The 22,178-nt window shown below is 38.2% G+C and carries 22 protein-coding genes and 3 tRNA genes; 9 read left to right on the top strand and 16 right to left on the bottom strand.

Annotation, left to right across the window (positions count from 1 at the left end; translation table 11 throughout):
- Positions 1 to 20 precede the first annotated feature (20 nt).
- Positions 21 to 407, top strand: coding sequence for a hypothetical protein (locus tag OPU68_RS01925; protein WP_123921093.1), 387 nt, complete (start codon positions 21 to 23; stop codon positions 405 to 407).
- Positions 408 to 572: 165 nt separating this feature from the next.
- On the opposite strand, the gene OPU68_RS01920 is transcribed toward OPU68_RS01925, so the two are convergent.
- From OPU68_RS01920 to OPU68_RS01910, 3 genes are all read right to left on the bottom strand, one after another.
- On the bottom strand, positions 573 to 803 hold the full coding sequence (locus OPU68_RS01920) for a hypothetical protein (protein ID WP_498472268.1): 231 nt from the start codon (positions 801 to 803) through the stop codon (positions 573 to 575).
- Positions 804 to 1,004: 201 nt separating this feature from the next.
- Positions 1,005 to 1,604, bottom strand: a complete 600-nt coding sequence (locus OPU68_RS01915) for a hypothetical protein (protein ID WP_073336897.1) — start codon at positions 1,602 to 1,604, stop codon at positions 1,005 to 1,007.
- 244 nt (positions 1,605 to 1,848) lie between these two features.
- Positions 1,849 to 2,415 carry a thiol-activated cytolysin family protein gene (locus tag OPU68_RS01910; protein WP_498472267.1) on the bottom strand — a complete coding sequence of 189 codons (567 nt, stop codon included), beginning with the start codon at positions 2,413 to 2,415 and terminating at the stop codon, positions 1,849 to 1,851.
- Between the two features lie 35 nt (positions 2,416 to 2,450).
- Between OPU68_RS01910 and OPU68_RS01905 the strand changes: the two genes are divergently transcribed.
- Entirely contained in the window at positions 2,451 to 3,038 is a 588-nt protein-coding gene (locus tag OPU68_RS01905; RefSeq protein ID WP_498472266.1) for a hypothetical protein, read from the top strand.
- Positions 3,039 to 3,243: 205 nt separating this feature from the next.
- Here the strand turns inward: OPU68_RS01905 and OPU68_RS01900 are convergent, their stop codons facing one another.
- The 9 genes from OPU68_RS01900 to OPU68_RS01860 form a co-directional block, all read right to left on the bottom strand.
- Positions 3,244 to 3,744 carry a GreA/GreB family elongation factor gene (locus tag OPU68_RS01900; protein WP_498472265.1) on the bottom strand — a complete coding sequence of 167 codons (501 nt, stop codon included), beginning with the start codon at positions 3,742 to 3,744 and terminating at the stop codon, positions 3,244 to 3,246.
- Between the two features lie 314 nt (positions 3,745 to 4,058).
- Positions 4,059 to 4,619, bottom strand: a complete 561-nt coding sequence (locus OPU68_RS01895) for a Crp/Fnr family transcriptional regulator (RefSeq protein WP_139421379.1) — start codon at positions 4,617 to 4,619, stop codon at positions 4,059 to 4,061.
- Positions 4,620 to 4,700: 81 nt separating this feature from the next.
- A complete protein-coding gene (locus tag OPU68_RS01890) occupies positions 4,701 to 5,699 on the bottom strand; it encodes an alpha/beta hydrolase (protein WP_498472264.1) in 999 nt (332 codons plus the stop codon).
- Positions 5,700 to 5,813: 114 nt separating this feature from the next.
- Positions 5,814 to 6,713, bottom strand: a complete 900-nt coding sequence (locus tag OPU68_RS01885) for a 3-hydroxyacyl-CoA dehydrogenase (RefSeq protein WP_498472263.1) — start codon at positions 6,711 to 6,713, stop codon at positions 5,814 to 5,816.
- 65 nt (positions 6,714 to 6,778) lie between these two features.
- Positions 6,779 to 8,686, bottom strand: coding sequence for an oleate hydratase (locus OPU68_RS01880; protein ID WP_498472262.1), 1,908 nt, complete (start codon positions 8,684 to 8,686; stop codon positions 6,779 to 6,781).
- Positions 8,687 to 8,970: 284 nt separating this feature from the next.
- The gene (locus tag OPU68_RS01875) at positions 8,971 to 10,224 is read right to left on the bottom strand and encodes an ABC transporter permease (RefSeq protein WP_498472261.1); all 1,254 of its coding nucleotides are present in this window, start codon (positions 10,222 to 10,224) and stop codon (positions 8,971 to 8,973) included.
- 26 nt (positions 10,225 to 10,250) lie between these two features.
- Positions 10,251 to 11,207, bottom strand: a complete 957-nt coding sequence (locus OPU68_RS01870; protein ID WP_498472260.1) for an HlyD family secretion protein — start codon at positions 11,205 to 11,207, stop codon at positions 10,251 to 10,253.
- A gap of 33 nt (positions 11,208 to 11,240) precedes the next feature.
- Positions 11,241 to 12,647 carry a TolC family protein gene (locus OPU68_RS01865; RefSeq protein ID WP_498472259.1) on the bottom strand — a complete coding sequence of 469 codons (1,407 nt, stop codon included), beginning with the start codon at positions 12,645 to 12,647 and terminating at the stop codon, positions 11,241 to 11,243.
- A gap of 108 nt (positions 12,648 to 12,755) precedes the next feature.
- Positions 12,756 to 12,956, bottom strand: coding sequence for a hypothetical protein (locus OPU68_RS01860; protein ID WP_498472258.1), 201 nt, complete (start codon positions 12,954 to 12,956; stop codon positions 12,756 to 12,758).
- 505 nt (positions 12,957 to 13,461) lie between these two features.
- Between OPU68_RS01860 and OPU68_RS01855 the strand changes: the two genes are divergently transcribed.
- Positions 13,462 to 14,238, top strand: a complete 777-nt coding sequence (locus OPU68_RS01855; protein WP_498472257.1) for a copper resistance protein NlpE — start codon at positions 13,462 to 13,464, stop codon at positions 14,236 to 14,238.
- 403 nt (positions 14,239 to 14,641) lie between these two features.
- Positions 14,642 to 14,935, top strand: a complete 294-nt coding sequence (locus tag OPU68_RS01850; protein WP_139421366.1) for a putative quinol monooxygenase — start codon at positions 14,642 to 14,644, stop codon at positions 14,933 to 14,935.
- Between the two features lie 328 nt (positions 14,936 to 15,263).
- On the opposite strand, the gene OPU68_RS01845 is transcribed toward OPU68_RS01850, so the two are convergent.
- From OPU68_RS01845 to OPU68_RS01835, 3 genes are all read right to left on the bottom strand, one after another.
- Positions 15,264 to 15,347: transfer RNA gene (locus OPU68_RS01845), tRNA-Leu, on the bottom strand.
- Positions 15,348 to 15,352: 5 nt separating this feature from the next.
- Positions 15,353 to 15,428, bottom strand: a tRNA-Gly gene (locus tag OPU68_RS01840).
- Between the two features lie 41 nt (positions 15,429 to 15,469).
- Positions 15,470 to 15,551: transfer RNA gene (locus OPU68_RS01835), tRNA-Leu, on the bottom strand.
- A 168-nt stretch (positions 15,552 to 15,719) separates the two neighbouring features.
- Here OPU68_RS01835 and OPU68_RS01830 point away from each other — a divergent pair.
- From OPU68_RS01830 to OPU68_RS01810, 5 genes are all read left to right on the top strand, one after another.
- Complete coding sequence (locus OPU68_RS01830) at positions 15,720 to 16,100, top strand: DUF3127 domain-containing protein (RefSeq protein ID WP_063971492.1); 381 nt, start codon at positions 15,720 to 15,722, stop codon at positions 16,098 to 16,100.
- Between the two features lie 87 nt (positions 16,101 to 16,187).
- Positions 16,188 to 16,991: an N-formylglutamate amidohydrolase gene (locus OPU68_RS01825; RefSeq protein WP_498472256.1), complete on the top strand. Its 804-nt coding sequence runs from the start codon at positions 16,188 to 16,190 to the stop codon at positions 16,989 to 16,991.
- 307 nt (positions 16,992 to 17,298) lie between these two features.
- The gene (gene hutF, locus OPU68_RS01820; RefSeq protein ID WP_498472254.1) at positions 17,299 to 18,663 is read left to right on the top strand and encodes a formimidoylglutamate deiminase; all 1,365 of its coding nucleotides are present in this window, start codon (positions 17,299 to 17,301) and stop codon (positions 18,661 to 18,663) included.
- A 4-nt stretch (positions 18,664 to 18,667) separates the two neighbouring features.
- Positions 18,668 to 19,315: a leucyl/phenylalanyl-tRNA--protein transferase gene (aat, locus tag OPU68_RS01815; RefSeq protein WP_498472253.1), complete on the top strand. Its 648-nt coding sequence runs from the start codon at positions 18,668 to 18,670 to the stop codon at positions 19,313 to 19,315.
- On the top strand, positions 19,312 to 20,193 hold the full coding sequence (locus OPU68_RS01810; RefSeq protein ID WP_498472252.1) for a DMT family transporter: 882 nt from the start codon (positions 19,312 to 19,314) through the stop codon (positions 20,191 to 20,193). The genes aat and OPU68_RS01810 overlap by 4 nt, the downstream gene beginning before the upstream one ends.
- Positions 20,194 to 20,725: 532 nt before the next feature.
- On the opposite strand, the gene OPU68_RS01805 is transcribed toward OPU68_RS01810, so the two are convergent.
- On the bottom strand, positions 20,726 to 22,096 hold the full coding sequence (locus OPU68_RS01805; RefSeq protein WP_498472251.1) for a tetratricopeptide repeat protein: 1,371 nt from the start codon (positions 22,094 to 22,096) through the stop codon (positions 20,726 to 20,728).
- Positions 22,097 to 22,178 lie beyond the last annotated feature (82 nt).

Genomic DNA, 22,178 nt, shown 5'->3' with positions numbered 1-22,178 from the left:
ATACACAGAAAATAAATAAAATGAAAAATATACTATTGATATTGTTATTTAGTTGTATAAATATTTTTTCCCAAACGGGAAAAATTTGTACTCTTTATTTATCCTCGAATAAAAATGATTCAATGTTAGAAGAAATATATAATTGTGATGGTAGTTTTTTTTTAAAATTTAAATATGGAGAAGCAAAAGATGCGGTTGTAGTAAAACAAAAAGATGGCTCTTATAAAATATCAAACATTGGCTATATGATAAATCAACAATATTTAGATATCAAGAAATTTCAAAAAAAGAAATATTTTATTCTTGTTAAAAAAGACAAAATAACATTAAGCGTTATTGAGGCTGATAATCAGAAGAAATTTTATGAATATTTGAAGTCAAAAAAAACACAAAAATATTTATTATAAAGCGGCAGCATTTTTTCCACCATTCTAAAAATCATACTTCTGTCTTCTTCATCCAATTGGTTTATTAGATGGAGTTTTTCAAAATCGGGTTTATCTTCGATGGTAATATCTTCGGGAACAATATTTTCGTAATTTAAAATTTGGTCTGTAGAAAGATTAAAAAGTTTAGACAATTTTAAAATTTCTTCCACAGATAAATTCATAGTCAGTAATTATATTTTCGCTTAAACCATCTGATATTTCTTTTTCTCTCATTTTTGTAAATAGCTTATTTTTACAATTGTGCAAAATAGAAATTTTGTACTTTATTTCCGTTAATGTCGCCAAAGCCACAACTTTAATACTCAATAGAATAAGTCTCAAAAAACGATAGCAAAATAGAAAATTTTTTTTCATTTACTTTAATTTTCCTCATACAAAATCTTTAGGTATGTCAATTAACATAAACTGAAATTTAAAAAAAATGAATAGAGTAAGCTTATTGAATTCACATAGCTATTTTAATCAGAAAAATCTTTCTTACAAAATAAAACCGTTCTCAATCGAGAACGGTTTTTTGTTAATAATCAAAACCTATTTATGACTGAACAATTGTATTTAGTTTGAACTATAATTATACGTTATATTAGCCCAAAACACTTCATCTCCGCTGTTTGTCATATTTCCCGGACCACTAAAAGTGGATGACGGAAAAATATTATTGTAATTAGCAATTCCAAAACCTGTTGTTTTTGAAATAAACAATGCTTGAGAGCTATCTGCCGGAGCCTTTTTTATATATTTAAAAACTCTTTTTAGTTTTAAAGATGATGTCGATTTATCAAAATTTCCAAAATATTCAGTATTGCTATTTTCTTTGATAAAGACAGAATCTTGCTTAATTGAGATGTTATATTTCAAATCAGACGCATTATCAGCGACGAGTTTTACAGTCATATTTTCAAGATCAAGTTCTACTTTTTTCCAAGAAGACTCCTTATAAAGTGACCAGTAATTTTGAATATAGCTTTCATCAGCAGTTATCGAATTTCCAGATGGACCTTTAAATAGATTTACATTGTTTACAGTATAAGTTTTAAAATTCATGCTGTATTTTGTGGAAGATACTGGTGTAGTGGTTGTAGTTTCGACCTGACCCTCATTTTCGCATGCAATACATGTTAATGCTGCAAGAATTATGTATGTAAATAATTTCATGACACAAAATTAGTCAATTATAATAAATGTATTGTTATTGCTTGGAAGAAGTCTATACGTATAATTCTCAGTATAATTTGAAACAAATTCACAAGGAAATCTTCCTCTAGGTACACAAACACCCTCCACTCTCGTAAGAGGTTGATTCGGAATGCTCATGCCAGTATTTAACCCTGCGTTTTGAAGGGTAATCTGTTCTGTGGTTTCTGTGTAATTCCAGCTATTAGATGTAGGCCCTCCACCTTTAACTCCTTTTTTTTAATTTTTTCTCAATGACAAACTTAATACTTGGGGGAGCAATCATATTAGTTTGGCTGCGGTTTGAGTAGAAGTTTAATCTGAGATCTACATTTTTATTGCGTCCGCTACTAACTATATTATCGTGAACCATTCGTACATAAACAGGTGGTTTTCTAATATCATACTTAAATGTTGTTTTTACCTGTGAGTTATCATTCAGATATGAGTAAGAACAAAAAATTGGCACTCCAGGCTGACTTTTAGAAAATGTTCCTTTAGCTACATGATTTACAAATGATTGATACCCCTGGAAAGACTGGACAGCCGTCACACCATTACCACCGATTAAATATAGATTAAAATCTGCACCATCAAGGAAGTTTCTTTCTTCCTGAGTCAAAGTACTTTCACCATTAACGAAAAGTTTGCTGAAACTTTCATTCAGGATTGTACGTGCTGTCTCTGTCAATTCATTAGTTTCAATAGAGAGAACTCCCATTCTTCCGTAAGAAATAGAACTAACATATACAGGTTCAACACCACCGGTATCAATATTTGTATCATTAACCAATACATTAGCTCAGGAATAGTAAATAAACTTATAATATGGACTCACGAAGAATAGAAAAAATTTTATTAGGTGCGCTTATAATAACGGTAATTATATTTCTAATGGAAATTAACTTCTATGATGATACTAATTACACGGCAAGTAAATTAAACGAAATATTGTTCTGGTCAATTATAAGAGGTCTAGTAATCTCTGGAAGTGTTAATATCCAACTCGATGCTGATAAGAAAGAAGTAAGCGGAGAATTAGCCAAAAATTATATTTTTAAACAAATAAAAGCATATACGCCGGCCCAGTTGAATGGTACGTATCATAGCAACACCAGTGAGAAAGGATACAACGAAATCCTGACATTGACATCTGAAAACGACAGTATTTACTCAGTAAAAATTTCATTTACGGGTGCTGCGAAAGGGTGTACGTTTGAAGGAAAAGGAAAGTTAGTGAATAATCAGATTGATGTTGATTTAAAAACCATCAATAAAGATTTAAAAGGGACGATAACTATTTTATTTAAGGAAAATACAGCTGAAGTATTTACTTCCAAATTTGAAGATAGATTCGCATTAAATTACTTTTGTGGTGGCGGTGCAAGTTTAGCCGGAGATTATCATAAGAAATAGCATAATAAAGGTTTTATAAATAGCCTCGGTAAAAAACTTCGGTTGATGCATGGAAGTCCATTAACGAAAGTGTAGCTGAACATAAGGTTATTGAGCATTATATATTTTACCCTAAAAATTTTTAAAAAAATGGAAGAGACTTCCAGAAAGGTCTCTTTTTTTTGCTCGTGGTTTTCATCCGTTTTTTCAAAAATTCACAAATCCATTAGTATTTTATCGACACTATTTCAAACTGCTTTTCCGCTTTTCCCAATTTCAATGTCACGCGATCGCCGACCTTTCTGTCCATAAAGGTTTTCGCAATAGGAGAGGTAAACGCTATTTTCCCTTCTGCAACATTTGCCTCATCCACACCCACGATTTGATAATGCTGGATTTTGGGATCGGAGTCAACTTTAAAGTACACTTCAGCACCGAACTTCACTATATTTTTGGGTTGTTTGGCAAGGTTAACAATTTTCGCAGACGAAATTCGATCGAGTAACAATTGCAATTTCGCGTTGATTAAATTTACGGCAATGCGATTTTCATTCTCGTCCGAAATGGAGGTATTGTCGCGCTCGTGAATCATTTGGTCACGTTCGGCGAGTAACTGACCGTATCCGACCTCTGTAACGAAGTTTACCGTACCGCGCGGTAAATCGGCACGGGGCGGAATCATCGGAATTTCCTCCTGATCACCCTCTTTCACAAATCCCCTACTCATATATTCCAGTTATACATTTATTCTGTTACACTTAAAATTATTGATATGTTTTGAGTTAAAAAACTACCAGATAAACATAACCGTTTTAAGGCTATAAAGGTTGCAAACCTGTTTCGAAAAGCACTTAACTACAAAGTGCGCAATTCAGACAACCGCTGTTTAGCCGCAATTGTTTCATTGTCTGCAATGTAAATATACATTTTTTTAAGGAACTTCGCATTCTTCAGACGCAAGAATAAAATCTTTACAAAATGCACAATTATTTTTCGCACCGCCACTCAAGCAGCATCTCTGTCTGTACTTTGATATCTTTTCTAAACCTCACTTCTGATCCTACTCAAAGTTTCCTGAGAAATGCCAAGATAAGAAGCTATCATCCCAAGCGGAGCACGCAAAAGTATATCCGAATTATCTTCTAAAAGCTGAATATATTTTTCCCTTGCCGTCATATACTGCAAAGAATTGATGCGCCTTTCCATATTCGACATCAGTAGCCCCAACACACGGCGACTGAAATTGGCGATGGTAAGCGAAGTTTCGCAGAGTTCTTCCATTTTCGAGTAAAGGAAAAAGACAACTTCACTGTCTTCTATCGCTTCAATGGAATGCCGCGCCGGAATTTTCTCAAAAATGGTGTCTTTATTAGCCAGAATGCTGTTTTCAGGATAAAAATTGGTGGTGATGTCTTTTCCTTTTTCAAAATAAAACGAGCGCAGAAGTCCTTTTTCTACAAAATACACCTTGCGGTTTAAAGTGTTTTGATCGCTGATAACGGTACCCTTTTTCACAGAAATTTTTTCGGTCTGGGTGTTCAGAAAACTGCGGATATCATCGTCGATGGTGATGTAGGTGGCAAGCATTTCGGGAAAAGTCATCAGGATTCAATTTGTACAAAAATAAAAATAATGCCCCACAAATGAGGCATTATTCACAAACTAAACATTAAAAATAAACTATTAAAAATCAATCTCTTGTAACCACCTGAAAAGTTCGTCATACACTTTTATGCGCACCGGTTTTCTGGAAAGCACCAAATCGTGAATGCCGCCTTTTACGGGAACTATCGTGACATTCCCCTTAAAATTTTCAGCATTTTTATGAATATCATTCACGTTCAGGATGATATCGGTGGTCGTTACTTCCTCATTCCAGACTTTGGGATAGCCCGATTTTTCAGAATGCATCACCAATACCGGAACCTTGAGTTCTACATTGCGGATGTCTCTCTGTGCACGGTGAATAGCGCGGATAAAGCCAAAATTCACTTTCCCGTTGGCATTGGGTTTCAGTTTTAAATCATAATTCCATTCGCCCTGGAAATTTTTATGCAGGCTTTCACCGTATAACGTGGAAAATCCACCGCCAATTTTCGTGTCAGGATAATGTTTTCCCAAACCACTGATGATGGGAACCCCAATTTTTTTTGCCATAAACCCCATATTGAAATCGTAAAACGGACTGTTCACCCAAAGTCCGGCAATGTTCGGATTTTCAGTATGATATTTCATATACCGTGTCGTAATCAAGCCGCCGGTTGAGTGTCCTGCCAACAGAATTTTGTTATGATTTTCGGCAGCAATGATTTTTAAAGCCTCATCGATTTCGGCATTGTACTCGTCCAGATTTCTGACATTGTTAAAAGTTTGATGCGGCAAATAAGAACGCCCATATTTTCTTAAATCCAAAGCATAAAAGTCAAACCCTTTTTCATTGAATTTTTCGGCCATTTCTGCCTGAAAAAAATAATCGTTAAACCCGTGAATATACAACACTGCTTTATGGGTGGGACTTTCCGCTTTTTTACGGATGACTGTTGCGGTAACTTTTCCTTCGTAATCGTTTGGAAAATTCAATGTTTTCTGCTCAAAACCGTTTCCCAAAATATCCGGCTTATATTCCTGCGAGAAGAAAAACCCCGAAAGGAAAATCAGCAGCAGTAAAAAGTTCTTTTTCATTGTCCAGTTGTTTGTTAACGCAAAGTTCGGGCTTCTTTTGAAATTTGGCTTTGACATTTATCAAAAAAAACGCCCGGAAATTTCCGGACGCTCTTTCTATAATAATGAAAACTTCTATTTCAAAAAGTCTTTACCCTGAAAAGTCGGGTTGGGATATTTATAAAAACCTTCGCCGCTGGAAACGCCAAGTTTTCCGGCATCGATAAACTGATTTTTCAGCACGTTGACAAATTTCATTTTTTCCTCATTTCCTGAGCGTTCCGCTTCGGTTTTAAAAATGTGGTATACCGTTCCCAAACCAACCACATCCAAAATACCGAACGGTCCTATTGGCGAACCGGTTCCGAGCATCCAGGTTTTGTCGATGGTTTCAATGTCCGCAACGCCTTTCGCATATAAAGTGATTCCTGAACTCAACAGCGGCACCAAAAGCGTATTGAGAATGTAGCCAGGCTGTTCTTTTTTCAGTGGCAGCGCAATCATTCCGATTGATTTGGCGAATTCCACGAGTGTTGCAAATACTTCGGGATCGGTCTTTTCAGTGCCCATAATTTCCGCCGTGTTGTGTTTCCAGATTTCGTTGGCGAAATGCAAAGCGAGAAATTTTTCCGGCCTTCCGGTTTCATCCATCAATAAACTTGGCAAAAGCGTGGAAGTATTGGTGGCAAAAATGGTTTTTTCGGGGGCGATTTTGGATAAATTTCTGTAAAATTCCTTTTTAATGCCGATACTTTCCGGAATGGCTTCAATCAGCAGATCCGCATCGGAAACCGCGTCGTGAAGGTTGATTGAAAACTGCAGTTTTTGATAGGCTTCTTCCAGTTTTTCGGATGAAATCTGCAGGTCCGATTTGTATCGGGGCAGAAAAGTGTCAATCAGTTTTTTGGATTTTTCAATGGCTTCCCCATTGATGTCGTAAATGGTCACGTCATAGCCGTGCAGTGCGGATTGGAAAGCAACTTGCGAACCCAAAACGCCGCTTCCGGCTACGGTAATTTTTTTTATTGTTGTCATTTTTTTTTAAATTTTAGAAAACCTTAGAGGTATTCAAAACCTATAAGGCTTTTCAGGTTAAATAATTACTCCCCTTCTTGCTTATGCTCAAAGAGACTTTTTAGTTTGTCCCACTGCTGCGCGAAAAAACCATCGGCTTCGTCGTGCGAAATTTCCGGCAGAATATGCTCGAAATAGGTATCCTTCAAAACTTTATTCAGAATTCCGCTGCCCGGAAAACCTTTGCCGTCGTTCAAAGTATTGGCGGCTTTTAACAAATGACGGATGTCGTATTGCAACGGATTGATATCAGGGACCTGTTTGTTACTGTCAAGAAGTTCATAAACCGCAATTCTTGCCGTTCTTACTGAACTTTCCATTGTAAAAACTACATCGTTATTGGTTTCCACAAACTGTCCTACCAGTCCGAGATTCACACAGCCATCGGGAACAACCTGTGGACGGTCACCTTTTGCACGCGGTAAAAACATGGAAGTGATATACGGCATGTAAGAGGTTTTCACGATCGTATTTTCTATGATATTATCCAGTTGATTTTCAATTCCTAAATGATAGGCCAACTCTGCCAAAATCTCGTTTCCAGTACATTCCGGCATTGTTTTCTGAACGTAATTTCCTTTTTCGTCCATCAGCAAAGCATACACCCAGATGACCAAAACATCATCCGGCTGATTCGGGAAATGAGGCTGTCTGTTGCAGGTAAAACTCATCACCCAGTTGCTGTCGGTAATCGAAATAATACCTCCTGTAACGGTTTTGCCGGAATAGGGATCGTTCACCGAATACTCTTTCAGTTTTTCTACAAAAGCAGACGGTTTACAGGTAAGCGTTGCCGACATCCATGCCGATTTGGAAACATCGGAATTGAATTTTTCAGGTTTGCCAAAAACTTCAGATTTTTTTGCCAGATTGTTCCAAACTGTCCATCCTTTTGATTTTCCGGAATTTTCTTTGGTAAAATCTACCAAGGGTGCCGTAACATTATCGCCGTAGCGTGTGTCTTCCGTCATAGAGCCGGTTGTGACGATCACAAAATCATTTTCGCGTACTGCAATGTTCACTTCAGAACCGTTCTGTTCGGTAATAATATTTCTGACAGTTTTTTTATCGCCTGCGATTTCGATATCCAGGTTTTTTACCACGGTATCAAACTGAATTTTGACGCCCAGTTCCTGTAAATGTTTCCGTAAAGGAACTACGAAGGTGTCATACTGATTGTATTTTGGAAAAACCAGCGAGGAAAGGTCATTCAAACCGTCAATAGCGTGCAGGAAACGGTGAAAGTACAGTTTGAGTTCCAGTAAACTCTGCCAGTTTTCGAAAGCAAACATGGTGCGCCAAAACCACCAAAAATTACTTTCTAAAAATGTTTCGGAAAACCAGTCTTCTATGGTTAAATCATCCAGTTCTTCCTTTTTCGCGAGCAGAAGTTTCATCACCGCCCACTGGTCTTTTTTGCTAAGCCCGAATTTGCTGAAATCCTTTACTTCGCCTCTGTTGTGAATGAGCCTTGCTTTGGAATGGTTGCGGTCGTTGTCGTTTACAATCCGGTATTCATCGAGCACGGAATAAGGCTTGGGAAGTTCCAAAGCGGGAATATCCTGAAACATATCCCAGAAATTTTCGTAGGTAAAATCCATTTCACGTCCGCCGCGAATAATGTATCCGGTTTGTGCGTTTCCGGAGCCGTCCAAAGAACCGCCTTCAATTTGGAGTTTTTCCAAAAAAGTAATATTTCCGGCAGGAATTTGGCCATCCCGAATGAAATAATAGGCAGATGAAAGTCCGGCGATTCCGCTACCTACAATATAAACTTTGCTGTCTTTAAATTTGCCGTCCGGAAGTCCTATATTTCTTTGGTAATTCCCAATCTGATCGGGAAAAGGCATTGTGTCGGTGGGAACATTCTGCAGGCGCGTTTGGCTTGCATCGGGTTGATGATTGACTTTTCTGTGATTTTCGGTTGTGTTCATAATTAATTTTTTTGTAGATTAATGATGACTCGAAGGTACGACCGCAGGTTTTTTTATCTTTTGACATTTGTCAAAAAGTGATTTTAACTGAAAGGAGCAAAGTTTGATAGGAGTTAGAGGTTACAGGTTAGAGGTTAGAGAAAGCGTGCTAGAACATCCACTAGTTAAGAAATTCTTTACCATAAATTTAGATTAGATTTATTTCGTACATCCTCTCAAAAACAAAAAAAACGTCCGGAAATTGCTTCCCGGACGAACAAACAAACTATAAAGAAATGAAAACTTTATATTTCTTGCGGTGTTGAGCCGTTTTCTTTGAGGTTATTTTCTGATGCTGTAATTTCATCAAAATCATCGCTTTCATCATCTTCTGAAATATGGTATTTTTTGTAGAGTGAGTTGATTTTAATTTTAAGCGCAATCCATCCTAATACAAAATACACTAACGCCAGGATCAAAAGATGGATGAAGTATTTTTGGGTTAAATAATCCGAACCACGCTCCACAACCATGATTTTTAATGCCTCGAGATAAGGCGTCAGGGGAATAATGGAATTGAAATACTGCACCAACTGAGGCATCGCCGACGTGGGCCACGTAAATCCACTTACGATGAACGCCGGAGAAGCAATCACCATCAGATATTGTGTCGCCTTCAGCGCGTCAGGAACCAGAATACTGAACAGCACGCCCAAATTGGTAGATGCCACCACGAAAATTGCGGTTAGCAGAAAAAAGTTGGGCACATTCACCGGTGACGGAATTTTAAAATAAAGGCTGCACAGGTAGAAAAAGAGGATATTGAAATTAGCAAAAACCCATACCGGAAGGCATTTTATCGCCATCACCAAAATCGCATATTTGTGTTTACCGGCAAAATCACGTTTAAAACTATCGCGCTTTAATTCCTCAGCAAAAGTCACGGCCATTGCCATCAAAATTACCTGCTGCAGTACCACCGCCATCATCGCGGGCCACATAAAAATCAGGTAATTACTCGTGGTGTTAAACAGCGTGATGTAATTGGCTTTAAACGGTTCGTACTGGGTTTTCGCAATTTCGGCATTCATGCCTTTTCTCTGCAGCCCCTTGATCTCTGCACCTGCCGAAAATGTTCCCAAGATCTGCTGAATCGCTTTCGTAGCAAAATTGGCGGTGAGTACATTGGACGTGTTGACGTAAACCGTAATTTCAGGATACTTTTTCTGAAGCATCAGCGCCTCAAACCGTTCCGGAATGATGACAACAGCAGCCGCTTCGGTTTTAATGACCTCATCTTTCAGGGGAGCCGGCTCATCGATATAATTCAGGACTTTAATGGTGTGATTGTCCTCAAACATTTGGGTTACCTGGTCGGAAAGCGGTGTTTTATCGTGGTTGATGAGGATCACCGGAATATTTTCAACCTTCCCTTTTTTATACGTGAACCCAATGAGCAATGCGTAGAATGCCGGTGCCATAAAAAACACCGAAAGCATGGTTTTGTTGGTAAAAAAGAGCCGAAATTCTCTTCTCAGTAAATATGTTAACTGTTTCATTTTTAATAGAATAAAAATTCCGTCACTTATTTTAAAACCACATTGGAGTTCACCAGAATATTACCCAATTGGGCTCGATTATCTGGAATTACTTTAATCTCATAAACCGCATCTTCAGGATTATAATCCGGAAAAGCCGTCGTAATATCGGCGTATTTTGCCAATTGTTTGATGGAAACAATGCGCCCGGTAATTTCTTTTTGGTTGTAATTTACGACCATTTTTACGGTTTTCCCTTTTTGATAAGATGAAATTTTACTTTCCGGAACGGTGAATCTGAAATAAGTCGTGTCCGGAATATAGCCTGAAAAAAGCGCAAAACCGGCAGTCGCGAGTTCGCCTTTGTTCAAAGAAACTGTTTCGATTTCCATATCGTTTGTAGCGATCACGTACCTTTCAGAATAAGCCACATTCGCTTCCTGCAGCGCGCCCATCGCCTGATTGGCCTGTCCTTCCGCCATTTCTATTTTTTCGTATCGCGTACCGATCTGAACGTCGTGGAGTTCGGCATTTGCAGCGTCCAACTGTGCTTTAGCGCCTTGGTATTTCGCAAAGGCTTCATCATAATTTTGTGGCGAAAGCAGGCTGTCGCGGTACATATTTCTTGCCCTATTGTACGCTTTCTGCGCATACTGGTACTGCTCCTGAAGCCCTTTTTGTTTGGCTCTCAACTGTCGCATTTGGTCGGCGGTAGCACCGTTTCTTGCCATTAGAGCCTGTGCCTTGGCTGCGGAAGTCGCCCCCTTTGCCTGTGCGATTTTTGCAGAAACTTCAGGCACATCGAGTTTTGCCAGCGTATCCCCGGCTTTTACGGTTTGCCCCTCTTCCACATAAATTTCCAGTATTCTACCGGTTACTTTTGGTGAAAAAGTAATGAGGTCTTTTCTGGTTTTACCTTCAATGGCACGTTCTGCGGGCTTTTCGCTGCAATTGACCAAAGTTAACAGGGTAAGAACAGAAAGTATTTTTAATGTAGATTTCATTTCGTTTGCTTGTTTTTTAATTTTTTTAATTAATTAAAGATTTTCAAGATTAAGGTTTTGGGTAGATTTCATCAGTTCAATAGCGGAAACTCTCTGATTGAAAATCGCGGTCTGCAATTCCAGTTCGGCATTCTGTAAATCTGTTTCAGCGTCGATAAGGGCGGCGGAAGTTTTGGTGCCGTATCTGAATTCCTTTTCCACCTGTTCCAAACCTTTTGCTGCGATCTGTCTTGCCTTTTCTTTCAGTTTTATTTGTGCGTTCGCGATGTTGTAATTGGTTTGGTTGTTGGCGAGGTTTAAGTTCAATTTTTTAATTGCGTCTTTCTGTTTGCTCTCCAGAATTTCTTTGTCTATTTTGGCTTTTTCAATGGCGTGTTTACCTTCATTACCGTCGAAAACCTCCCATTTAAAACCAATCCCTGCGGTAAACATGGGAAATACGTTTATGGCACTGGGATGCAAATCGAGTTTTTTTTCTGTGCCGGGAAAAATTTCATCCGAGGTTGTAATGTGGTTGTTGTAAAGTCCGAAATACGACAGCGAAGTCTGCGCCTGAACTTTCGGAACCCACCATCTTTCTTCGGCTTTAATTTTAAAATCTGTCGCGTTAATACCATGCTGAAGCGCTTTCACTTCTGCCCTGTTTTCTACGGTTTCGTTCAGAACATCGTAGTTTATCGGCTGAAGGCCGTGTTCAATCATGGCAATACGCTCCCTTTCAATGCCGGTCAAAAGATGGATCTGAGTGATCAGAAGATCCTTTTTACCTGCATATTCCACCATTTTGGAATCCAAAGTGGTCTGTGCAAGTTCTATTTTTTTGTGGTCGTAAGGCGTAATCAATCCGTAACCCAAGGCTTTGTCGGCCGTTTTTTTATTGATTTCCAAACGTTTTTTGGACTGATCCAGAACTTTTTTGGATTCATAGACCAGCGACAATTGGTCGTATGCTTTGGAAATTTCGGTAATGACGTCGTCCTTGGTTTTCTGCATCATCACTTCTTCCGAAAGATTTTTTTCGCGATTGGCTTCTTTCAGGTATTTTACCTTTCCGCCGGAATAAATCACCATACTGGCTTCGGCTTTTGCAGAGGCAGAAAGACCGGAAATATTGAATGTATTACTCAGTTGTCCTTCAGGCACCACCGCTCCCGGAAAAACCGGAGGAACTGCCGGAACTTTAATTTCCGGTGAACTGATATGCGCCGAAGTGTACATATAACCGGTTTTCCCGGTAACCTCCACTTTTGGGAGAAACACATCATTCAGTTTTTCGTCGTCGAGTTTTGTATACTTATTTTCTAAAACCTGCTGGTTCAGCGTTTCATTATTCTGCAGCGCACTGCTGATGAGTTCCTGCAACGTAGGTGCCTGCTGCGCATAGAGCGTGAGCGGCAGCGAAAAAACTGCGCTCATAAGGAGTTTGTGTATAGTTTTCATTTCTGTTTGTTTGTAAAATTGAACGTGCAAATTTGCGACCGCTGCAAATAAATTCCTTTGACAAATGTCAAAAAAAAAACCGGAAGCCCAAATGTTCCGGTCTATGTATTAAAATTTAAAATCATGAAATTGTTTTGGGTTAAACATTATCCGATTTTTGAAGCCTCGCATCAATGATTTCAAATGCCTTTTTTCATCTTCGAGGCTTACCATTATTTTCAAAGTGTTCGCCGTCGGCGTTGTGGTGAAGGTCATATATTTGTATTCGACCGTGTTTTCGATACCGGCATCCGCTAGTTTAGGTTTCACCAGCTGAATCTCCTGCTGTACTTCACTTTCAAATACTGGAACTTTGGTTTTGTTGGTTCAATTACCAGAGTTTCGGTGGGCTTGAAAAGCCAATAATGAATTAGAAAATCATCGAAACGAAATAAATAAATAAAAACGCTGAGATAAACGCCTGTTGGAGGGAAGCTTCGGGAGCTTTTCAGAAATTATGGTTTCATCGTAAAAAGTTTTAAAGAGATGAAGAGACCTCTAGAATGGTCTCTTTTTTGTAAGCCTGCTGTAGCCTTTTTAAATTGATCTTTACAAAGTTGTGCGAGTAGTTAAGCGACCAAAAATTAAGTTTGTTATTTTTTGCACTATGGGAAATCACCTGCCACGATAACAGCTGTTTTTCGATGCAAATTTATTCTTATCTCAAAAATAATAACTTCAAATTCTTCTATTTTAGTACTCCGCAAAGCCTTATTGGGTCTTTTAAAATTATTAATTAGGTCATCAAACATTTTAAACTAATCAAAAAAAAATAATGAACACATTTAAATTTTTAACCGTAGCAGCACTAACCACCATTTTTGTTTCTTGCAGCGACAGTAAATCAACCGTTGACACTGCAAATAAAGAGCAGACAAAAACAGAGACACAGCAGAATAATGATTTTTCTTCAGGAATCTACACGGCAACATTGCCTTGTGCAGATTGTATGGGAATCGAAACTTATATTACCTTTCAAAAAGACAACAAAGCGGTTAAAAGTACATCGTATTTAGACAGCGACGGTACTTCTGAAAACGAGTATGGTACTTGGACAAAGAATGATGATATTATTGAAGTATCCATCCCAAATTCGCCCAAAGAATATTATCTGGTAAAACCCAACAAAACTTTGGTAAGATTGGATGCTGATAAGAAAGAAGTAAGCGGAGAATTAGCCAAAAATTATATTTTTAAAGAAGTAAAAGCTTATACGCCCGCTCAATTGAACGGTACCTATAACACCAACGTCAGTGGGAAAGGATACAACCAAATTCTGGAATTGAAATCTGAAAATGACAGTATTTATTCAGTGAAAATTTCATTTACCGGTGCTGTGAAAGGCTGTACTTTTAAAGGCAAAGGAAAGTTAGTGAACAATCAGATTGATGTTGATTTAAAAACCATCAATATAGATTTAAAAGGGACGATGACGATTTTATTTAAGGATAAAACAGCTGAAGTATTTACTTCGAAATTTGACGATAGATTGGCATTAAATTACTTTTGTGGCGGCGGTGCAAGTTTAGCCGGAGATTATTATAAAAAATAATATTAAGGGTTTTATCAGTAGCTGATCGATAAAAAACTTCGGTTGATCGCTGGTAGTCCAATAATGAAATTGTTGTTGAACGGAAGGTTATTTAGCATTATAGATTTTACCGTAAAATTTTTTTAAAAAAATTGAAGAGACTTGTTGAAAGGTCTCTTTTTTTGTACGTCGTTTTCATCTGTTATTTTAATTAACTTTCTAGAGTAATTTTAAGCTGCCCAAGGAATCGTCTGAACTACTTTCTGCTGAACAGATTGTAGGTGGGCAGCACAATTTGATGCTGATTTGCGATGATCCACATTAACGTTGTTTAACATCTTTTGTATTTTTAGATTGATTAGGAAAACTTATTTTTGTTAGAAAGAGTTGAAGAACACTCTTAATAACATTAAAATTTTAAATTATGGAAAAGTTTGCAGTATTAGCAAGAGTAGAAGCAAAACCAGGTAAAGAAAATGAAGTATTGGAATTCCTAAAGTCAGCCTTGCCGCTTGCGGAAGGTGAGCCAGGAACCGTAAGATGGTATGCTTTACAAATTGGCCCTTCTACTTTTGGTATATTCGATACGTTCGAAACTACAGATGCAAGAGATGCTCACTTGAATGGTGAGATTGCAAAGGCTTTAATGGCCAATGCTTCTGAATTACTTGCTAAAGAACCTGTACTTGAAATGGTAGATCTGCTAGCAGTAAAGTAAGCAATCGAACACAAATTTTTAATACAGTTAAATGGAGCAAGGCATTTCCCCGGCTCCATTTTTTTTATATCATTTTGTGAAAGGTTGAACCTTTGCTGTGTATACAAGATTTATCTTGATTATTCAAAGAAAATTTCGCAAATAGTAATGAGGAACTTACTAATGATTCAGGTATCCAAATCTCAGGCGTTATGCAGCTAGTATAATAGAGGTAAACTTGCATTGGAGATCTTGTTGATTAAGAAAATATTAAAATTTCTTATCCCCCCCTTTGTTCCCCCTTAAAATAAAAAACTCTCTGTTAACCGTAGTTACAGAGAGTTTTAAGTACCCCAGACGGGACTTGAACCCGTACGTCCTTACGGACACAGGATTTTAAGTCCTGCGTGTCTACCAGTTCCACCACCAGGGCAGAGGTGGAGCGAAAAACGGGACTCGAACCCGCGACCCCGACCTTGGCAAGGTCGTGCTCTACCAGCTGAGCTATTTTCGCATAAAAAAAATTCCTAATTGCTTAGAAATTTTTTAGCATTGTGCGGATGAAGGGACTCGAACCCCCACGCGGTGAAGCACCAGATCCTAAGTCTGGCATGGCTACCAATTACATCACATCCGCATTATTTTTAAGAACTTCTTTTCTTTCGTTTTGGTGAGTGCAAATATAGAACCTTTTAATATTAACTCCAAAATTATTTCAATCTTTTTTTAAAGTTTTTTGACCTTCTGTTTTTTGAATAACATCAATACTTTTATTACCTTTACAGACTTAAAACATTTACGAGACATGGAATTAACAGGAACAATCAAGAAGATTTCTGATTTACAAACATTTGCAAGCGGATTTCAAAAAAAAGAACTCGTTCTTTTGACTGAAGAACAGTATCCACAACCAATCAATATCGAGTTTACCCAAGATAAAGTTGATTTGCTGAACGCATACAAAGTTGGAGATAGCGTAAAAGTTCATATCAATATCAGAGGAAGGGAATGGACAAGTCCTCAAGGTGAAGTAAAGTATTTCAACTCTATCGTAGGATGGAGAATGGAAAAAGGTGGTGCTTCCGATTTCAATGAGCCAACTCAAGCAACTCCAAATCAAGGTCAACCGGCTGCTGAGAACAAGAACGTTTTCGCAGAGGACGAAGATGACGATTTGCCATTCTAAGATTTTTAGAATCAATCTATAATAAATCCCTGCATTTTTGATAAAAGATGCAGGGATTCTTTTTATATTTCAACTTTGAAATCGTCTATGGAAATCTTTAAAATCATCGAACCCAAAACTTCAAAAGTTCCTATCATCATTAGCGTTCCTCACACAGGCACTTTCATTCCGGATGATATAAAATCTAAGATGAATCCAGAATTGTCTAAAAAACTGGACGATACCGATTGGTTCATAGATAAGCTTTATGGTTTTGCAACTGACTTAGGAATAACGATTATTACCGCCAATTACAGCAGATGGGTTGTTGACCTTAATAGAAATCCGGAAAATCAACCGCTTTATAATGACGGAAGAGTTATTACCGACGTGGTGACCATTACGGATTTTAATGGAAATCAGATTTATAAAGATAATGACGTTCCGGATTCTGAGGAAGTTTCAAGAAGAGTTGAGCTTTATCACAAACCTTACCACGAGAAATTAGATGAGCTTTTAAAGAATACAAAAGCTGAATTCGGGAAAGTGTTGTTATTTGATGCGCATTCGATAAGGAAGTCTGTTCCTGGAATTCGTGCTGAGGATTTTCCAGATTTGATTCTTGGTGATAATGATGAAACGTCTGCAAGTTCGGAATTAATCAAAGCAACGATTGAGTCTTTGCAAAATAAAGGTTATGAATTCTTGCATAATCATCCTTTTAAAGGTGGTTACATCACGAGAAGTTTTGGAAAACCGGAGGAAAATATTCACGCTTTGCAACTGGAAATGTGCAAGACGAATTATATGGATGTTTCGGAAATGAATTATGATAAGACTAATGCGGAGAGAATTCAGGTAGTTTTGAAAGAGACTTTGGCAAATCTTATCGAGCAAATGAAATTTATTTGACTTTAATAATATTACCACAAAGTTTGTCATTCCGTAGGAATCTATACTGTTGAAATTGACTTCGTCGAACCACTTCGTTAGGTTTCTTTCAAAATGACAAATATTGTGTTTATGACAAAATGTTGATTCGAAGCTGAAAACCGCAGCCCGACTTGAGCGGAAATCCTTTTTTGCGTGGTCTTGCGTTCTATTGAACTGGAAACATTCTGCAAAAAAGATTGGGAGCGGAAGGCGGATAAAGCTGCCCAAATAATAAAAAATAATGTTGGTAACTATCAACTATGAACCAAAAACCATCAACTAAAAAATGTACACATTCAAAGGATTACTGACCGAAAACGGATGGATGGAAAATGCTTTTATAAAGCTGGACAACGCCGGAAATATCTCTGAACTGAAAACCGTAAAAAAACCTGAAGGCGAATATGTCGACGGTTATGTTTTGCCCGGATTTCAGAATGCGCATTCGCACGCTTTTCAGTACGCGATGTGTGGTTTGGCAGAATATTTTGAAGGCTCGGAAGTTCCGGATGATTTCTGGAGCTGGCGCGATGCGATGTACAGAATTGCGTTGTCGCTTTCCCCAGAACAGATGGAAGATGTGGCGGCAATGTTATACGCTGAGATGCTGAGAAACGGTTATACATCGGTGGCGGAATTTCATTATGTGCATCACGATAAAGATGGAAAAGCTTATCAGAATCTCTCCGAAATGGGAGAAAGATTAGTTGCTGCTGCGAAAAGAGTTGGCATTAGAATCACGTTGATTCCAATGTTTTACCAGAAAGGAAATTTCGGGACGGAGCCTTACGATTTGCAAAGACGTTTTATTTTTAAAAATATTGAAGATTATTATCAATTGTTGGAAGCTTCAAAAGAGTCGATAAAGTTTTATGATAAAGCGAATCTGGCGGTTGGTTCGCATTCTTTGAGAGCCGTTCAGAAAGAGGATTTGATTGAGTCTTCTTTACTTGCGAAAGATTATCCGTTTCATATTCACATTGCGGAACAGTTGAAAGAGATCAAAGATTGTATGGATTTCTACGGAAAAAGACCTGCTGAATGGCTTTTGGAAAATTGTGAGGTGAATGAAAATTTCAATTTGATTCATTGCACACATTTGGAAGATAATGAGGTTGAAGGTATTGCAAAATCTGGTGCAAACATCGTGCTTTGCCCGTCAACGGAAGGAAATTTGGGTGATGGGAGATTTAGGTTTAAGGATTATCAGAAGTTTGGCGGGAATTGGTCGATTGGAACGGACAGTCAGATTTGCGTGAATCCTTTGGAAGATTTGCGAATTCTGGATTACGGTCAACGGATTCATACGCACAGACGTGATACTTTTTTCCAGTCGAATCTTGGTGACAGCGGATTCAATGCTTTGAAGACGGCTTGGAAATCCGGACGGAAATCGATGGCTTTTGAGAATGAAAATTTTTTCAAAGTCGGAGAAAGTTTTGATGCGGTTGTAATTGACGCCAAAGCACCTTTGATTGCGACCTCTTCTCTTAAAAATCTTTGTAATACGATTGTTTATTCTTCTGATTCTTCACATTTGCTTGGAACTATTGTTGCCGGAAAATGGGTGGTGAAAAATGGGAAACATGAGCATTATGAAGAGGTGAGACAAGGTTTTGTCACATCCATTAATGAAATTAAAATACGCTAATTAAATGCTTCGCTTAGACTCAGAAGATATTTCTTTTCCTGACCCGGAACTTTATGACCCAGATGGCGGACTAATGGCAATTAGTGGCGACTTAAAACCGGAAAGACTTTGGTTCGCCTATCAATTGGGACTTTTTCCCTGGTACAATGAAGGTGAGGAAATCCTTTGGTGGTGCCCAGATCCGCGATTTGTTCTTTTTCCGAATGAAATCAAAATCTCAAAATCGATGAAGAAAATTCTGAGAGACGATGTTTTTGAATTTACGGAAAACCAATGTTTCGAAGACGTGATGAGGAATTGCAAAATGGCGGAACGGAAAGACCAGGACGGAACCTGGATCAACGAAGATCTAATAGAATCTTTTGTGAAACTTCATCAATTTGGGAAAGCAAAAAGCTTTGAAGTTTGGCAAAACAGTGACTTAGTTGGTGGATTTTACGGAATCCAGGTCGGAAATGTGTTTTGTGGCGAAAGTATGTTTGCAAAAGTTTCCAACGCTTCCAAAGCCGGATTTATCCATTTTACAACCAAATATCAGAACAAATGGGAACTCATCGACTGCCAAATACATTCTGAACATCTGGAAAGTCTGGGCGCAAAAATGATTCCTAAAATCGATTATTTAAAAATCTTAAAACAACAAATCTCTTGACAGCAGAAAGACAAAAATGGATGCTCCTTATCGCATTATCATTAATTTGGGGATCATCTTTTATATTAATTAAAAAATCGCTTAACCATTTCAATCCTTATGAAGTAGGTGCTTTACGCGTTCTGATTTCCGGAATTGTGTTGATGCCTTACGCCATCTCAAAAATCAAACTGTTTCCGAAACGTCATTTGAAATGGCTGATCATTGCAGGATTGACTGGAAGTTTTATTCCGATGTTTCTATTTCCAATGGCGGAAACCGAAGTCAGCAGCAGCATTGCCGGAATTATCAATTCTATGATGCCGATATTTGTAATTATCGTGGGATCTTTGGTGTGGAAATTCTCCACCACAAAAAGACAATTACTCGGTGTTCTGATCAGTTTTTTCGGCGCTTGTATCTTAGCTTTAGGGAGTGGCGAGGGTGGTGAGATCAAAGTCTATCCTATTCTGCTATTGCTTCTTGCAACCTTGCTTTATGCAGTCAGCACAACCACTATAAAATCAAAACTACACGAGGTTCCTGCGATCCTGATGTCAGCTTATATTTTTTCATTTGTCTTATTTTTACCATCACTGATTGCATTGGTTTTATCAGGATTTTTCAAAGACCTGACTTTAAATCAAAGCACGCTTGAAGGATTAGGTTTCGTGGCGATATTATCCATCGTCGGTACAGGATTGGCGATGATGTTGAATTATAAATTACTGAGTATTTCTACGCCTTTATTCGCTTCTACTGTAACTTTATTAATGCCGATTGTTGCGATTATATGGGGAGTTCTGGATGGTGAGAAGCTGACGACGCAGCAATCTGTCGGGGCTTTGATTATCTTGGCTGGATTGATATTTTTGAGGAGTAAGCCGAAGGTGGTTTAAGTTTGAAATAACAAAATACGCTCAGCTTTTCTAAATTTCAGCGTCACTAAATTTGCCCGCTTAAAACTTGTCTGCACAAGTTGTTCATTTTGTCCGCACACATTGTTCAATCTGTCCGCACAAGTTATCCAATTTGTCCGCACAAATTATTGAGTTTGTCTGCACAAATTGGATAAACAAAGCAGTTAAGTTGAGTATGTTCTGAAATACCGATGAATAACGGGCTTAGAATTGTCTGTCTTTTGAGAATTTTACAGGCCGCTCCTACGGAGCTTGTTCGAAATCGACTCATTCTTTTCTATTAACAGGTCGTCGCTCTGCGACTTTTAATTGAAAAGAGCTTGTAATCCGATGTTAATTTTGGTGCTGAAAATTCAATAATATGCCGAAAGCCCTAGCCCTGATTGCAGTGGAAATCCCACAGCAATCCCTTCGACAGGCTCAGGACAGGCTGGCTTGCGAGGAATTGCAACGGAAAGCAGGTTCCCGGCTCCCGAAAACGAAAAAGCCCAGACGAATCTGAGCTTTTATTTTATTTCTTTTTAGCCTTTATTTTTTTGACCTGTTCTTTGATGAATGGATATTTCTGCTGCATATCTTTGCTGAGCGTTGAGTCCAGTTCCAAAGCTTTTTCAAGCATTGCGATTCCTTCTGATTCGCTTTTCAAATGCAAGTAGCAATTGCTGAGCTGATAATATAATTCTGCGCGTGGATGGGCTTTAAGGGCTTTTTCCAAAATTGTAATCGCTTCTTCATATTCGCCAATCAGCATCAGAACTTCTGAGTAGGCGTACCAGTTGTAAAACCTCGTTGGTTCGGATTCTATCAGCTTTTTAAGGCAAATTAAGCTTTCTTCGTAATCTCCGCTAGTAATGTAAAGGAATGCCAGACGCTTTTGGTACTCGACGTTTCCTTCGCTAAGATTAGCAGCTTCCTGAGCAAAATACAGTGATTCTTTTATATTGCCCAACTCTTCGTAGATGAAGGACTGCTCCATCATCGCCAAATAAAACTGCGGGTCTTCTCTCAATGATTTTTGGAAAGATGTCAGTGCGGGAACCAATTTCTTGGCTTCTTTGTAACACAATCCAATCTTGTAGAAAGTGAATGCTTTGGTGTATTCCAAATCGAGCATTTCTTCGTAAACGGCAATCGCTTTGTCCCACTCTCCCATTGCTTCGTAACAAGCCGCTTTGTTGGCGTAAACACCGACAGCCTGCGAGTTAATCGCTAACAGATAATCGAAACCGTTGATGGCTTCTTCATAATTCTTTTTGTTGAAATGGAATTGCCCATACTCGTACCAAGCCGTTTCTGAAAAAGAAAATTTGTCAAGATATTGATTCAGGAAATCCAAAGCTTCTTGCGAACGGTTCAGTTTGCTGTAACAAACCATCACGTTTTCCAAAGAATAATCGTCGTAAGGGTCGTGCTCCAAAGCTGAAGTGTAATGTTTCAGGGCATTGAATGGGTCGTCCAGATTGACATATTCGTCAGCAATGAAGTTGTGAAGGAAATTCTCTTCCTCTTCCAATTCCAAAGCTTTCTGGCAATATTCGATTGATTTTTTCGGGTTTCCGAGATTTGAGTAATATTTCGCGCAACAAACCAAAAAGTCTGTGTCTTCCAAAGATGACTGATGCAATTCATCAATCAGTTCTTTAGCTTTCGTATAACGTTCCAGTTCCAGGAAAACCTCCAATTGCTTGGTTTTGATTTCGAGGGAATTCGGATGTATTTTCAGAGCGTGGTTTACAGCCATTTCTGCATAGCTATAATCTCCCAGTTCCAGATAATAGATGATTATTTCTATATACTCTTCGGTATCGAAGTAGAATTCATCATTATTCTCTATCATTTCTTCGAACTTTTTAGCAAGTTCGTTTTCAAAAAATTCTTCCAATATATGTGATTTAGATTTGAGATTCAGCTCCGCTCAGGTTGGATTTATCCTCTGTGAGATTTGTAAATCAATTACAATTGCC

The sequence above is a fragment of the Chryseobacterium sp. TB1-D10 genome, assembly GCF_059803555.1.
The sequence above is the reverse complement of the archived record's forward strand: the minus strand, read 5'-3'. Positions and strand labels throughout refer to the sequence as shown.